Source organism: Acinetobacter endophylla (assembly GCF_053543775.1).
Genome location: NZ_JBLVOM010000232.1, coordinates 99,891 through 113,657, shown reverse-complemented (window position 1 = coordinate 113,657; position 13,767 = coordinate 99,891). Strand labels below are relative to the sequence as shown.

At 43.6% G+C, this 13,767-nt stretch carries 12 protein-coding genes; 1 reads left to right on the top strand and 11 read right to left on the bottom strand.

Annotated elements, in window-relative coordinates:
• Positions 1 to 62: 62 nt before the first annotated feature.
• From ACNPNW_RS07050 to tatA, 4 genes are all read right to left on the bottom strand, one after another.
• Positions 63 to 2,393: a PhoX family protein gene (locus ACNPNW_RS07050; RefSeq protein WP_448766809.1), complete on the bottom strand. Its 2,331-nt coding sequence runs from the start codon at positions 2,391 to 2,393 to the stop codon at positions 63 to 65.
• Between the two features lie 188 nt (positions 2,394 to 2,581).
• A complete protein-coding gene (gene tatC / locus ACNPNW_RS07045) occupies positions 2,582 to 3,358 on the bottom strand; it encodes a twin-arginine translocase subunit TatC (protein ID WP_420937469.1) in 777 nt (258 codons plus the stop codon).
• Positions 3,355 to 3,777, bottom strand: coding sequence for a Sec-independent protein translocase protein TatB (gene tatB, locus ACNPNW_RS07040; RefSeq protein ID WP_005245947.1), 423 nt, complete (start codon positions 3,775 to 3,777; stop codon positions 3,355 to 3,357). Before tatB ends, tatC begins: the two co-directional genes overlap by 4 nt.
• Before the next feature lie 9 nt (positions 3,778 to 3,786).
• Positions 3,787 to 4,005 (bottom strand): Sec-independent protein translocase subunit TatA, encoded by a 219-nt coding sequence (gene tatA, locus ACNPNW_RS07035; protein WP_005245949.1) that lies wholly within the window; start codon positions 4,003 to 4,005, stop codon positions 3,787 to 3,789.
• Between the two features lie 185 nt (positions 4,006 to 4,190).
• On the opposite strand from tatA, the gene ACNPNW_RS07030 reads away from it, so the two are divergent.
• Positions 4,191 to 5,072, top strand: a complete 882-nt coding sequence (locus tag ACNPNW_RS07030) for an AEC family transporter (RefSeq protein WP_420937468.1) — start codon at positions 4,191 to 4,193, stop codon at positions 5,070 to 5,072.
• Between the two features lie 100 nt (positions 5,073 to 5,172).
• On the opposite strand, the gene rdgB is transcribed toward ACNPNW_RS07030, so the two are convergent.
• The 7 genes from rdgB to ACNPNW_RS06995 form a co-directional block, all read right to left on the bottom strand.
• A complete protein-coding gene (gene rdgB / locus ACNPNW_RS07025) occupies positions 5,173 to 5,799 on the bottom strand; it encodes an RdgB/HAM1 family non-canonical purine NTP pyrophosphatase (RefSeq protein ID WP_180037951.1) in 627 nt (208 codons plus the stop codon).
• Between the two features lie 102 nt (positions 5,800 to 5,901).
• Positions 5,902 to 6,492, bottom strand: a complete 591-nt coding sequence (locus ACNPNW_RS07020) for a tetratricopeptide repeat protein (protein ID WP_044111888.1) — start codon at positions 6,490 to 6,492, stop codon at positions 5,902 to 5,904.
• Positions 6,489 to 7,082, bottom strand: a complete 594-nt coding sequence (metW, locus tag ACNPNW_RS07015; RefSeq protein ID WP_004278415.1) for a methionine biosynthesis protein MetW — start codon at positions 7,080 to 7,082, stop codon at positions 6,489 to 6,491. Before metW ends, ACNPNW_RS07020 begins: the two co-directional genes overlap by 4 nt.
• Positions 7,082 to 8,242: a homoserine O-succinyltransferase MetX gene (metX, locus tag ACNPNW_RS07010; RefSeq protein WP_071852261.1), complete on the bottom strand. Its 1,161-nt coding sequence runs from the start codon at positions 8,240 to 8,242 to the stop codon at positions 7,082 to 7,084. The genes metW and metX overlap by 1 nt, the downstream gene beginning before the upstream one ends.
• A 112-nt stretch (positions 8,243 to 8,354) precedes the next feature.
• A complete protein-coding gene (leuA, locus tag ACNPNW_RS07005; RefSeq protein ID WP_420937467.1) occupies positions 8,355 to 10,052 on the bottom strand; it encodes a 2-isopropylmalate synthase in 1,698 nt (565 codons plus the stop codon).
• A gap of 427 nt (positions 10,053 to 10,479) precedes the next feature.
• Positions 10,480 to 11,163, bottom strand: a complete 684-nt coding sequence (locus ACNPNW_RS07000) for a Fe2+-dependent dioxygenase (protein ID WP_005103162.1) — start codon at positions 11,161 to 11,163, stop codon at positions 10,480 to 10,482.
• Positions 11,164 to 11,234: 71 nt separating this feature from the next.
• Positions 11,235 to 13,466, bottom strand: coding sequence for a TonB-dependent receptor (locus ACNPNW_RS06995; RefSeq protein ID WP_005103163.1), 2,232 nt, complete (start codon positions 13,464 to 13,466; stop codon positions 11,235 to 11,237).
• Between the last annotated feature and the right edge of the window lie 301 nt (positions 13,467 to 13,767).

Genomic DNA, 13,767 nt, shown 5'->3' with positions numbered 1-13,767 from the left:
TGCCGACAGATGTCGGCATTTTAAAAAATTATCTAAATTTTTGAAGTTAGACAAAAAATTACTTAGCTAGCAATGGTGCCTCCATCATTACGCGTAATCACAACAGTTGCTGAACGTGGACGTGCTGTCTTGTTCGAACGATCTGTTTGGCTGGCAGGCCAGTTACTGGTTGGAGCATCAAATTTTTTAGAATCTTCACCCGGATGTTGTACGTTGATGAAAATTGCTTTGTAGTCCGGTGTCATGGTGACACCAGTGATTTCACACTCTACTGGACCGGTCAGGAAGCGACGTAGATTTTCATCGGTCACTTTGGCACCAGCAATTGTTGCTTGACCATTAGAGGTTGTTACTACACCACCATCACCAACTTGTCCAGGTAATGCTGCCAGCATCATACAGTTGGTTACATCTGTATAAGCGCCGTCATCAGTCTGAATCCAGAGTACACCGCGAGGGTCAAACCACATACCATCTGGTGAAGACAGATCATTATTATCATTTAAGCCAGACAGGTTGATATTGGCATCCATCGATGCTTCAGCACCGAACAAGTAGATATCCCATTCAAAGCTTTCTGATGCGGTATTTTCCTCTTTAAAGCGAATAATATGGCCATTCACATTACCTTTACCGCCTTCAGGATCTGAGTAATTACGTGGGTTGGCAGCATCAACAGGTTGTGCCGAGTTATTGCCACGGTTACTGTTATTGGTCAGGGTAACGTAGACCTCACCATTCTCTGGGTTAACAGCTACCCATTCAGGGCGGTCCATCTTCGTTGCACCAACGGCATCGCCTGCTAAACGTGCAAAAGTTAATACATCTGCATCAGAGCTAAATGGATATACTGCATTTTGTGCAGTTAAACCGTTTTTACCATGAGCAAGTTCAATCCATTGACCAGTTCCATCTGCATTGAACTTGGCCACATAGAACTTACCGTTATTCATATATTTGTCACCAGCACGGTAGCCGGTATTGATATCTTTTGGATCCCATTTTGCATCAGAGACAAATTTGTAAATGTATTCACCACGTGAGTCATCGCCCATGTAGAAGGCAAACTGTTGACCTTCAACGGCACGGCTAGCACGACAGTCTTCATGCGCAAAACGACCTAAAGCTGTACGTTTTACTGGGTTTGAGCGACTATCAAATGGATTAATCTCTACAATCCAGCCAAAGGTATTCGGTGCATTACGATAGTCTTGACTTGCTGACGCCTTAGTAACGTCCGCTGACCAACGGTCATACATATCTTGTGATTCAAGACTTGCTGGCGCTGTTTCCCAGGCATAACGAGAAGATTTATCTAAATAAATAGTGCGGCCTTGGTCATCCAGTTCAGGGATTTTTTCACCAAAGGCATCTTTAATATAAATGATGCTGCCTTTCTCATCACGTTTAACTGTACCGTCGGCATTTTTTTCAGTTTGATAAGAAATCTCTAAACCTAAGCCATAACGTTTAAGTGCTATTTTTTCAGCTTCAGTGCGTGCTGCATACTGGTCTGTTCCTGAACGTTGGAAATAACCAATAAAATTTTCTTCGGCAGTTAAATATGTACCCCATGGTGTATAGCCATTACCACAGTTATTTTGTGTACCGCGAGTTTGACGACCGTTAGGAGAGAAAGCTGTGTGGATTAATGGAGAGGTCGTTACCGGCCCAGCAAAATCCATCACTGTTGAAGCCGTAATACGGCGGTTAAAGGGAGATGATTTTACAATTTCAACAGCCTGAGACTCTGTATTTTTCTTAACATGCACAATTGAAACACCATGTGCATTCACTTCACGAATGACTTCATCTTCTGGACGGCGACCATCTACTTTAGTTGCACCCTTAGGGTGTAAAAAAGTTTGATTGATGTATTCATGGTTCATCACCAGCAGGCCATGCTCAGATGCATTTTCCTCATAACGGCCAGTTTTAGTGCTTAAACCAAAATAGCTCATACCATCATGGCAGTCACCCGCACGGAATTGAAAGCTTGGACCCGATGGAACCTCGCTATCATTCCAGTCTGGGTAAAGTGGATGAATCGAGTCACCCATTGCATAGAGGACAGTGGCTGTATAGCCTTCAGGAACAGTAACCCAGTCATCCAGGTTTTTCTTCACCGGGCTAAAGCTTAATTTTTCTGGACGTACATTGTTGTCCGCTGGAGGAGTTGGTTTGTTCTCATCATCCCCAATATTTGCATTATCATCGTCATCGCTACATGCGGTCAGGCTAGAAGCCAAAGCCAATGCTGCAGCGCCACTAGCTGTTTTTTTAATTAAGCTACGACGAGAAATACGCTGCTCTAAAATATCACGAAAGTGCATGTTATTTGAGTTGTTATTATCTAGCTCTTGATCTTCATGATAGGGTGTTTGGTATGTCATTTTTAGTTCCTAGCAAAAAAGGCTTGGTTATAAAGTTATGAACAAATTAGACCTAAAGTATGACAAAATGGTTAAGTCTATATTTCAATAAAGTTAAATAAATCAATATATTGGTGTAAATTTAAACAAAAAGACAGCCAAGGCTGCCTGAGTTAAATACGATTCTTTTTGTTTTTGGATTCTTGTTATTATTGATCGGTTAAACGACGCTTTTCAATCAGTTTTCCTGCCAACAAACCCAGTTCAAACAGCAGCCACATCGGGACAGCCAGCATGATCATCGACAGGGCATCCGGTGGGGTCACGAACATTGCTACAAAGAAACAGCCGACAATAATAAAGCGCCGTTTCTCGACCAGGGTTTGTGTTGAAACTGCGCCAATCAAGATCAGAACTAGGGTAATAATCGGGATTTCAAAGGTAAAACCAAAGACCAGAAACAGTTTTAAACAGAAGCTGAGATAACTGTTGATGTCGGTCATCGGGGCTACGGTTTCAGGCGAAACACTGATAAAAAAATGCAGAATTGAGGGCAATGCCACAAAGTATGCAAAGCTGATGCCAGTATAAAACAGCACGATACTGCCGATCAAAAGTGGCAAGGCCAGGCTCTTTTCTTTGGCATACAGCGCAGGCTTAATAAAGGTCCAGAGCTGATACAGGATAAACGGCATCGCGATCATCAGCGCGACAAAGAAGTTCAGCTTAAAAGGTGCCATGAAGGTTGCAGTGACATCTGTGGCAATCATGGTTGAGCTGGCAGGTAGCTGTGCCCGTAAGGGTTCAGACAACCACTGGTAAGTCTGATTGGCAAAGGGCAATAAGCAGAAAAACAGGCCAATCAGGACAGCAACCACTTTAAACAGATGCTTTCTTAAGATGATCAAATGCTGGGTAATCGGCATCTGTTCGAGGTTCAGTGCTGCAGCATCATTGGAGGCTGGTGTGGTCGGCAAGGATGTCATACGGCCACCTTCATTTCTGTATAGCGTTGTTCGGAAATCACGGTTTGAATTGCTGTAGGCTTGGGTAAATACACGGGTGATACAGGCTGTATCACCGGCTGATAGCTGAGCAAGGGCTGGACAGCTTGCGATTTTATTTTTACTTCATCGCTTACAATCGGCTGCTGCAAATTAGCCACTTGTGCCTGCATCTTGGCCTCCAGTTCCTGAATCCGCTGCATTTCAGCCTGCATCTGTTCACGTAGCTCAGACAGGCGCAATTCACGATCAAGATCATTCTGAACATTGCTCACCATACGCTTGATCTTGCCGTACCATGTTCCGACAAAACGTACTGCTTCCGGAAGCTTATCTGGCCCAAGAACCAAAAGCGAAATAATCCCGAAAATCAGCAGCTCGGTCATTCCAATATTGAGCATAGCGAACTCTTAACTTTTAACCGAATGTTCAGGAGTTTTGACCTGAGCATCAATGGTGCGTGGCTCTGCAAGCTGAGCTTGTTCTGCCTCTTCATCTTTGACTGATTTTTTAAAGTCTTTAATCGCGCCGCCGACGTCTTTACCCAGATTTTTAAGTTTTGATGTACCGAACAATAAAATCACCACAATTGCAAAAATCAGCACATGCCAAATTGATAATCCTGCCATTATTTTATCCTCTATATTTCATGCACCTATCTCAGCAGGCTTGTATGACAGCGCGGTGACGCTTTGATGACAGTTTGCCGAAACAGTAGCAGGGTATGAATCACTCAGATCAAAAATTCTATCATTTGAGAAAAACTAAGCTGTGCTAGCATACAGCTTGATATGGAAATCTCAGCAGTATTGTCATGGCCTTAATTCTTCCCCTCCTGTCTTTTCTGATCGGTTATTGGGGGGTGCAATATTTAAAACCAGTTCGACCTCTCTTGGCGTCTTTATTGGCCCGAGTACTGATTCCAGTACTGATTATCTACAACATGGTGTTTTACCAAGAGGGCAGTTTGTGGCTGATTGCCTTCAGCTTTTTCTGTTCCTGTCTGTTCTTTGCCCTATTTTATTTCACCTTGAAAAATAAACTACGTGCCTTATGCCTGAGTTATTTAAATGGGGCATGGCTGGGAATTCCTTTTGCACTGGCAGTTTTTGGCCCGCAAGCGACCAGTACTGTGGTGGCGCTGTACATCGGTGGTTCTTTGTTTGGCAATGTCTGTGCGGTGATGGCAGTCAGTGAAGCCAGACAAGATAGCAGCTATATTTTAAAAAATGTACTGCTCTCACCACCAGTGGTGGCACTGTCAGTGGCAGCCTTATTGTCATTTTGGGATTTGAGTCAGTGGCAGCAAGTCGCTTGGGTAGAGAGGCTGTATCAGGCCAATAAAGTGCTGGTGACTTTTAGTGGCATGTGTGTGCTGGGAATGTGGCTGAGCAATGTGCGGATCAGCAGCTTTGATTTAATGCGCAGTCTGCAACTGATTTTTTATAGAGGGCTGTTTGCGGTTTTGCTGTGTGTTGCCGCTTATTATTATTTACCTATTCCGCAGCAGACGCTGACCTATGCGGTACTGCTGATGTTCTTTTTATTGCCGCCTGCAGCCAATATTGTGGCACTGGAAACCCATTATCAGGGAACAGGCCATTCCGCCAAATATATTGCTTCGGGAACTTTGGCCAGCGCGATCTTGATTGCCTTATATGGGGTAATCGTGCATGCGTTGATGCCTACGCTATAGATTCCCTCTACTTTTAGGAGATGAGAAACGCTGTTTCGCAAGGGGAGAGGTGAATAATCCCTCCCAACCTCCCTTTTACTAAAGGGAGGAGATCAAAAACTTACTTCGCCAAACTCTTCTTAAACAGCTGCATCGCCTGTCCACGATGACTGATTTTATTCTTTTCTTCCTTGCTCATTTCTGCACTGGAAATTCCGAGTTCCGGTAACCAGAACAACGGGTCATAGCCAAAACCATTTTCACCACGCACAGCTTCCAGAATTTTCCCGTGCCAGATACCCTGAAAGACTTGTGGTAAGGGATCTTCGGCATGTTGGACCAGTGCCAGTACACAAACAAACATACCCTCGATCGCTTCACCTTCTTGGCGTAAGGGTTTGAGATTGGCCAGCAGTTTTTCATTATTGGCGGCATCATTGCCATGTTCACCGGCATAACGTGCTGAGTAGATCCCAGGAGCTCCGCCAAGAACTGGCACACAAATGCCTGAGTCATCGGCAATCGCCGGTTTACCTGAGATTTTAGCCGCGTGGCGTGCCTTGATAATGGCATTTTCAACAAAGCTTAAGCCATCTTCGATGGCATCTTCGATATTCAGTTGACCTTGAGGAATCACATCTACCGGCAGTTGCAGTTCCGCAAACATTTTCTCAAACTCGGCAATTTTACCTTTGTTATTACTTGCCAATACCAGTGTGCCTTGGGATAACCAATCTGTAGAAGCCATGTGTCACTCATTCTCTAAATATCAATCGTGCTATTTTAACTGCCATTGCGGGTTTGTAGGCAATAAAAAAGCACCCGAAGGTGCTATTTATACCATTCAGCTTTATTGTGCCTGAATCCATCTGTCGGCACGGTCACGCGCCTGACGGATCTGTTCCTGGGTCAAGTTGGCCGCCAATGCTGTTTTCTTGCCTTCAGAAAGGGTAATCACTTTATTGTCGAGCATGCCATCACGGGTAGACAGTTCATACCACTGGTAAGCACCCATATAGTTTTTCTTTTTCTCTTCCATCATTGCCAGGTTAAAGCTGGCACGGTTATCGCCACGGCTAGCTGCTTTTTCAAAATACTGACGTGCCAGCGCTTCATCTTTTCTGGTGCCAATACCATCTGCCAGCATACGGCCTACATTCAGCTGTGCAACTGCCAGACCTTGATCCGCAGCAGCTTTATACCAGGCAAAGGCCTGTCGTTCATCTTTTTGTATATCTTTACCATACTGGTATTTGGTGGCCAGATAAAACTGTGCACCAGCCTGACCGGCTTTCGCCGCTTTGGTCAGACTATTGATATCCATGATGGAATACTGAGCCGCTTGACTGGCAATAGAAGGACTCGGTGCAACATAATCTGCATGGGCTTGCATGCCAAAAAGTCCCGCCAGTAGCGTCGTACTTAATAATAATTTTTTCATAGCGCGCTCACTCGATAAATTGCGACTTCACCAAATAGATTAGGGAGATGCTTGCTTAGCAAACTATCTTCTTGATTCCCGTTCACAGCGAGTCGATTAATAATTTTGATATTATTTTCCGCACAAAGTGCTTCAAAATCACGAAATGTACATAAGTGGATATTCGGGGTGTTATACCACATATACGGCAAGGCTTCAGAAACCGGCATTCTCCCTTTGATTGCCAAGAAAGACCGGGTCTTCCAATGTGCAAAGTTCGGAAAGGTAATAATGGCCTGTTTCCCCACACGCACCATATCACGCAATAATACGTCAGGTGCATCTACAGCCTGCAAAGCTTGTGCCATGACCACATTGTCAAAAGACTGGTCGGCAAAACGGCTTAAACCGAGGTTTAAGTCCTGCTGGATGATATTTAACCCGCGACTGACCGCAATTGCAATCTTTTCCTGATCAATTTCTAATCCGTATGCACGAATATCGTGCTTTTTACTCATTTGTGCCAGCAGTTCACCGTCGCCACACCCGAGGTCGAGTACGCTAGAACCGGGCTTGATCCACTTTTCAGCGAGTTGTTGATCGATACGCATTATACGGCCTCCTTTGGTGTTGCTTTCAGGTGTTCTTCACCACCCAGGAATGCACGCAAAGATTTTACATAGAGCGGAATAGGGAACAGGAAAGAGTCATGACCCTGTTCGGCATCAATATCCAGATAGCTCACAGGTTTATGGTTGCTAATTAAAGCATCCACGATTTCCTGTGAGCGGGCAGGAGTAAAACGCCAGTCAGTCGTGAATGACACCACCAGGAATTTGCACTGGGTATTGGCCATGGCTTTTTTAAGCGACTGTTCATATTCACGCGACGGATCAAAGTAATCCAGCGCTTTGGTCATGATCAGATAGGTATTGGCATCGAAGTTACGGCTGAACTGCTCACCCTGATAACGCAGATAGCTTTCGACCTGGAATTCGACATCGAAACCATACATAAATTTGCCTGATTTCAAATCGCGGCCAAATTTCTGTTTCATGGCTTCTTCGGACAGGTAAGTAATATGACCGACCATACGCGCCAGAATCAGACCACGTTTTGGATAGCTGTCATTTTCCAGATAACGACCATTATGGAAATCCGGGTCTGACAAAATCGACTGACGTGCCACTTCGTTAAAGGCAATATTCTGTGCAGAAAGCTTTGGAGCGCTGGCAATAATCACGCATTTTCTTAAACGGTTTGGATAATCCACTGACCATTGCAATGCCTGCATACCACCCAGTGAACCGCCAATGATGGCATCCCAGGTATCAATCCCTAAACGATCAGAGAGCAGGGCCTGGGTTTTGACCCAGTCGCGGACCGTAACCAGTGGAAAATCAGGGCCATAAGGACGGTTATCATTTTCAGGGTTTGGCGAGATCGGGCCGGTAGAACCGCTACAGCCACCAATATTATTCAGTGAAACCACAAAGAATTTTGAAGTATCAATGGCTTTGCCGGGGCCAATACATGAATCCCACCAGCCGGCTTTTTTATCATCTGCATGATGATAGCCTGCGGCATGGTGATGACCGGAAAGGGCATGACAAATCAGAATGGCATTGGACTTATCGGCATTGAGTTCGCCATAAGTTTCAACCATCAGTTCAAAACGTGGGAGGATGCGACCGCATTCAAGCTCTAACGGCTCTTCAAATTGGAACTTTTGTGGGACAACAATGCCCACTGAGTCAGCTGGAAAAGACACGGGGAGGATTCGCCTTAAATCTTTAGTATGAATAATAAAAGGATACCATTTGCCGGTATCCTTCTAAAGTCATTTTAGTGCTATGAATTATTGCTAATTCTAATACAGCCGTTTAGACCGCAGCAGCAATCACCTGATCAGTGCTTAAAACACCCTGATCAATCAGACGGTTGGTCGAGGCAATAATTGCTTCGATGGAAGAGGTCACGATGTTGTCATGTACCCCGGCACCAAAGGCAGATTTACCAGTACCTTTCACTTGAAGTTCGATCAAGGCCAAGGCTTTGGCATGAGCACCTGAACTGATGCTGCGCTCTTCATAGTTCACCACGTCAATCGGCAACTGAAGTGCATCCAAAATCGCAGAAATTGGACCATTGCCTTCACCACGAACACGACGTGACTGGCCATCAATTTCAAGATCAAGCTCAATCACCTGATTGCCATTGTCATCCGACAATTTATAGTTTTTCGCAAAATAGTGAACGTTTTTAGCATCCACATAAGTTTCTTTGAACAACTTCCAGATTTCAGTCGCACTGATTTCAGTGCCTTGCTCATCGGTACGTTTTTGTACGATCTGAGAGAATTCAATCTGTAAACGACGCGGCAAGATCACGTTGTAGTTCGATTCTAACAAGTAAGCAATACCACCTTTACCTGACTGTGAATTGACACGGATCACTGCGTCATAGTCACGACCCAAATCTTTCGGGTCGATTGGCAAGTACGGCATATCCCAGATTTCTTCGTTTTTCTGGAACTCGAAACCTTTTTTGATCGCATCCTGATGCGAACCCGAGAATGCAGTAAACACCAAATCACCGGCATATGGATGACGCGGGTGCACAGGTAAACCGGTACATTCTTCCACAGTCGCAATGATTTCATTGATGTTGGAGAAGTCCAAGTTTGGTGCTACACCTTGGGTATACATGTTCAAGGCAATCGCAGCCACGTCGACGTTACCGGTACGTTCGCCATTACCAAATACACAACCTTCGACCCGGTCAGCACCAGCCATAATTGCCAATTCTGAAGCGGCAATACCACAGCCGCGGTCGTTGTGGCAGTGAACTGAAATGATCACGCCATCACGACGCTGAATGTTACGGTGCATCCATTCGATTTGATCGGCATAGATGTGTGGACCTGAAACTTCTACCGTTGCAGGTAAGTTTAAGATCACTTTATTCTCTGGAGATGCTTCCCAGATTTCAGTGACGGCATCGCAGACATCTTTCGCGACTTCTAATTCGGTTGCAGTAAAACATTCAGGGCTGTACTGAAATACGAATTCAGTTTCCGGCTGTTTTGCGGCATATTCTTTCACTTTTTGTGCAGCATTAATGGCTAACTGTTTTGCACCCTCAACATCAACATTCAAGACTTTATTGCGGAATGTCGGCGAGTTAGAGTTATAGATATGTACAATGGCACGTTTCGCACCTTGTAAAGATTCAAAGGTACGCTGAATCAAATGATCACGTGCCTGAACCAAGACCTCGATATAAACGTCATCTGGAATATGACCTTCTTCAATCAATTTACGGGTGAAATCGAAGTCAATTTGAGATGCTGACGGGAAGCCGATTTCAATATGTTTGAAACCGATTTTCACCAACATCTGGAACATCTTGAATTTCTGCTCCATGTTCATTGGCTCAAAGATCGCTTGGTTACCGTCACGCAGGTCGGTACTCATCCAGATTGGCGCTTTGTTGATTTCATTGTTCGGCCATTGACGGTCTGGTAAGTCCACACGTTGATACATGCGACGGTATTTTTTACTTGGATCAGCCAACATCATGAGAGAGCTCCTTATGCTAACTTGGGTACCGTAATCTTGGTTAAAGCGGTGCGTGGGTCAGCGGCATAGATTTTGTCTATTCATTGGGTTTTAGTGACAGTCTGGTTCAAACCTGAAATATGGTCTAAATATTGGTGGTTTAGCTTCACCAAATGCACTAAATGCCTTACTTATAATTTAAAGTTTAATCCACTTATCCCGAAAAGTTTTTGCTATTTTTATGGATTTTAGTCGTATGGTAATAAAGATTTTCTTATAAAGTTCAAGTGGTGAGAAATATTTTCACTTATTTTAAATATTGTATTTTATATTTTCTCTATTTGGGCATAATTCGTTATTTATTACGTTCAATAGTGCCATAACGCAGTATATTTTAATAAAAAATAAATCCAATGATTTTCAAAGATCATTGACGTCAGGGCATCTTTTAAAGTTCAGCCCATTTACGCATTAAATTATGATACAGATTGGTCAGTTTCATGACCTCTGCATGCTGATCGCCCAGCTGCATTCTCAGGTTTTGAATACTCTGATCCAGATTAAACAGCATATGCCGCTCTGCATCATCACGGATCATGCTTTGTACCCAAAAAAATGAAGCAATTCGACAACCGGCAGTGATTGGCGTGACTTCATGCAAGCTGGTCGATGGATACAAAATCATATCGCCGGCAGGCAATTTTACTTCGTGATAACCGTAAGTGTCTTCAACCACCAGTTCACCACCGACATATTCTTCCGGCTCACTCAAGAAAACCGTACAGGATAAATCCGTTCTAAGGCGTTCATTGCTGCCGCGAATACGACGAATCGAATTGTCGACATGAAAGCCGAAAGATTCATTATTTTCATAGCGGTTAAACAGGGGAGGAATAATATCCAGTGGAATCGCCGCTGATAAAAATAAAGCATGCTGTCCCAGAGACTCAAGAATGATTGTGCTTAAATGCTGGGTCAGGGAATGATCTTCAGGCAGTTGCTGATTCTGTTTCACCGTTGCAGAGAGTGTACCCGCGGTAACTTTGCCGTTGACCCACTCAATCTTATTCATCTCCTCACGGAAATATTGCACCTGTTCTTTGCTCAGTACATTTGGAATATGATGCAGCACGAGAAACCCCTGAATAATCGTATTTTAAAAATAACATAGCCCCCATCAGGAGGCTATGCGGTTATATTGAATTAATATTTAAAGTTGACTGCTAACACTGCACTACGGCCTTCTGCTTCAGTGGCATAGTGAGAGGCATAAGCTTTGGTGAAGTAACGTTCATCAGACAGGTTATTGACGTTTAATTGCAAATCAACATTTTCATTCACGTTATAACGCGCCATAGCATCATAACGGACATAACCTGGAACCCACTTGGTATTGGCTGCATCACCATAAACTTTATCCATTGCAACAGCACCTGCACCTAAAGTTAAAGCAGGTGTTACAGCATAGGTAGTCCACAGGGTTGCAGAATTTTTAGGTACATTCTGCATTTGCTTACCTTTGGCAGGGTTGTCAGGTGTACATACCCCTTGACGGTTACAGGATGGGCCCGGGTTCACAGTTTCACTGTCGAGATAAGTATAACCAGCAGATACAGCCCATTTATCTGTAATTTGGCCATTTACGCCCAGCTCAAGACCGTCTACTTGGGTTTCGCCGCCATTGGTATATGTAGCAGCATCCAGTTGAATCCGTGTATTTTGTTTTTCAGTACGGAACACGGCAGCGGTTAAACTCAGTCTTTCATTTAACACATCCCACTTTGTGCCGATTTCAAAGGTACGGCTCTCTTCAGGATCTAATTCCATATAGGCTTGGCCAATTGCTTCTGAACCATCCCCGCCATCTACACCGACCGGATTGGCAGAAGTCGCATAACTTGCATAGATAGAACCATTTTCAACAGGTTTAAAGATTAATCCAGCCTGATAGGTCAGGAAGTCGGTATTATTTTCAATAGAGTCGCCAGTCGCATTTGTGGTTTGCTTGGTATCAAATTTATCCCAACGTAAACCCAAATCTAATAACCATTGCGGGCTAAACTCGATATTATCTAAGAGATAGACAGATGTAGTCTCGGTCGTGGTTGTCGTGAGATTTTTGTTGGCTGCGGAAGAGCCCAACCATTGATTACGTGAGTCTGGATTAGTTAATGATGTACACCATGCATCGTTGATAGCACAGTCGCTGTTGAAACCACCTGTGGTGGTACCTGGATAGCCTGGATAACTTGTTAAGTAGTTACCTTTGTCAGATTTTTGATCTGAGTACTCTGCACCTATATTAAAGCTATGCTTGAATGCACCTGTATTAAACTTACCTGTCAAAGCAAGCTGGTCGGTAAAGATGTTGGTATCAGTAATACGTGAGTTTATACGACGCCAGACTTTATCATTTAGCACGTTACCTTTGGAGTCATCTGGCTGGGTCCATAAGTAGTCATTTTTGGCAGTGCTATATACCGCTGTATTACTCAGGGTCAGGTTATCCGTTAAATCGTGTTCCAGTTTAATGGTGCCGATCTGATTTTCCTGTTTCTGGAAATCACGACTTAATAAACCATAATAAATGCCCTGTTTTACATCAACAGGTTTACCGATGGTGGCTTTTTTTGCCGCATCATACTTATAAGGAACACCTGAATCCGGCGTGTCATCCGATTTTAAATAGTAATAACTTAAAGTCGCGCGGGTAGGGGTGTCCAGACCAAATACAATACTCGGTGCAATACCGGCACGTTTATATTCGGCACCATTTTTCTGGCCAGCTTTTTCATTATGGTGACCCATCACGGCCACACGTGCTGCTATACCATTTCCAAAATCTTTATTGCCATCCAAGGTTATGCGTTGATAGTTGTCAGTACCACCCGCGACAGAACCTTCTAGAAAGTCACCCGCTTTAGCAACTTTAGAAATCATGTTGATACTACCACCAGTCGTTCCTGCACCGCCCATAGCAGATGCAGAACCTTTGGTGACTTCAACCTGTTCGACAGCAAACATTTCACGGTTCTGTGAAGTGGCGTTGCGTACGCCGTCTACATACATGGAACTTTCAGAATTATAACCCCGAATAAAAGGACGGTCACCGTTTGGGTTACCACCTTCACCTGCGCCCAAGGTAATCCCCGGAACTGTACGCAGTGCATCAGCTAAAGTCGTCACTTGTGTATCTGCAATCAGCTGTTTTGAAATCACTGAAACTGACTTTGGGGTATCGAGTAAAGGCGCAACAAATTTGCTATTCGCAGATTGATCTACTTTTAAGCTGGGTGTTTGTTCAGCTTTGACTTCTTGATGAATCGTCTCTAACTGGATCACCTGTTCTTCTGCCATCGCAGATGCAGCTACCATTGATAAAGATGAAACAATTGCAGAAGAAACGATTTTTTTACGTGTTTTAATGAAGGTCATGTTAAACCTAATAAATGAATGCTAAAAATGTATGCGAATAATAATGATTCTTGTTTTTATTTTTATCCTTTTGTCATAGGAATTCATGATCTTTAAGAAAATATTAAATGAGATTTTAAATGTAATGATATAACAATAAGTATTTAAGTTTTTGATTTTATTTAGTATTGATAAAGAAAGCGGATTGCTGGCTTTTTATTGAGAATAATGATGTTTATAAAAGGGCACAAATTAGGGAGGTTTCATGGAGTACTCATTGAGTGATAAAAAACCCTGCCGAAGCAGGGTTTTGAATCATGAC

Bases quoted from the DNA above. Each gene is read 5' to 3' on its own strand.
- ACNPNW_RS07050 (WP_448766809.1), bottom strand. From the start codon at position 2,393: ATGACATACCAAACACCCTATCATGAAGATCAAGAGCTAGATAATAAC.
- tatC (WP_420937469.1), bottom strand. From the start codon at position 3,358: ATGACATCCTTGCCGACCACACCAGCCTCCAATGATGCTGCAGCACTG.
- tatB (WP_005245947.1), bottom strand. From the start codon at position 3,777: ATGCTCAATATTGGAATGACCGAGCTGCTGATTTTCGGGATTATTTCG.
- tatA (WP_005245949.1), bottom strand. From the start codon at position 4,005: ATGGCAGGATTATCAATTTGGCATGTGCTGATTTTTGCAATTGTGGTG.
- ACNPNW_RS07030 (WP_420937468.1), top strand. From the start codon at position 4,191: ATGGCCTTAATTCTTCCCCTCCTGTCTTTTCTGATCGGTTATTGGGGG.
- rdgB (WP_180037951.1), bottom strand. From the start codon at position 5,799: ATGGCTTCTACAGATTGGTTATCCCAAGGCACACTGGTATTGGCAAGT.
- ACNPNW_RS07020 (WP_044111888.1), bottom strand. From the start codon at position 6,492: ATGAAAAAATTATTATTAAGTACGACGCTACTGGCGGGACTTTTTGGC.
- metW (WP_004278415.1), bottom strand. From the start codon at position 7,082: ATGCGTATCGATCAACAACTCGCTGAAAAGTGGATCAAGCCCGGTTCT.
- leuA (WP_420937467.1), bottom strand. From the start codon at position 10,052: ATGATGTTGGCTGATCCAAGTAAAAAATACCGTCGCATGTATCAACGT.
- ACNPNW_RS06995 (WP_005103163.1), bottom strand. From the start codon at position 13,466: ATGACCTTCATTAAAACACGTAAAAAAATCGTTTCTTCTGCAATTGTT.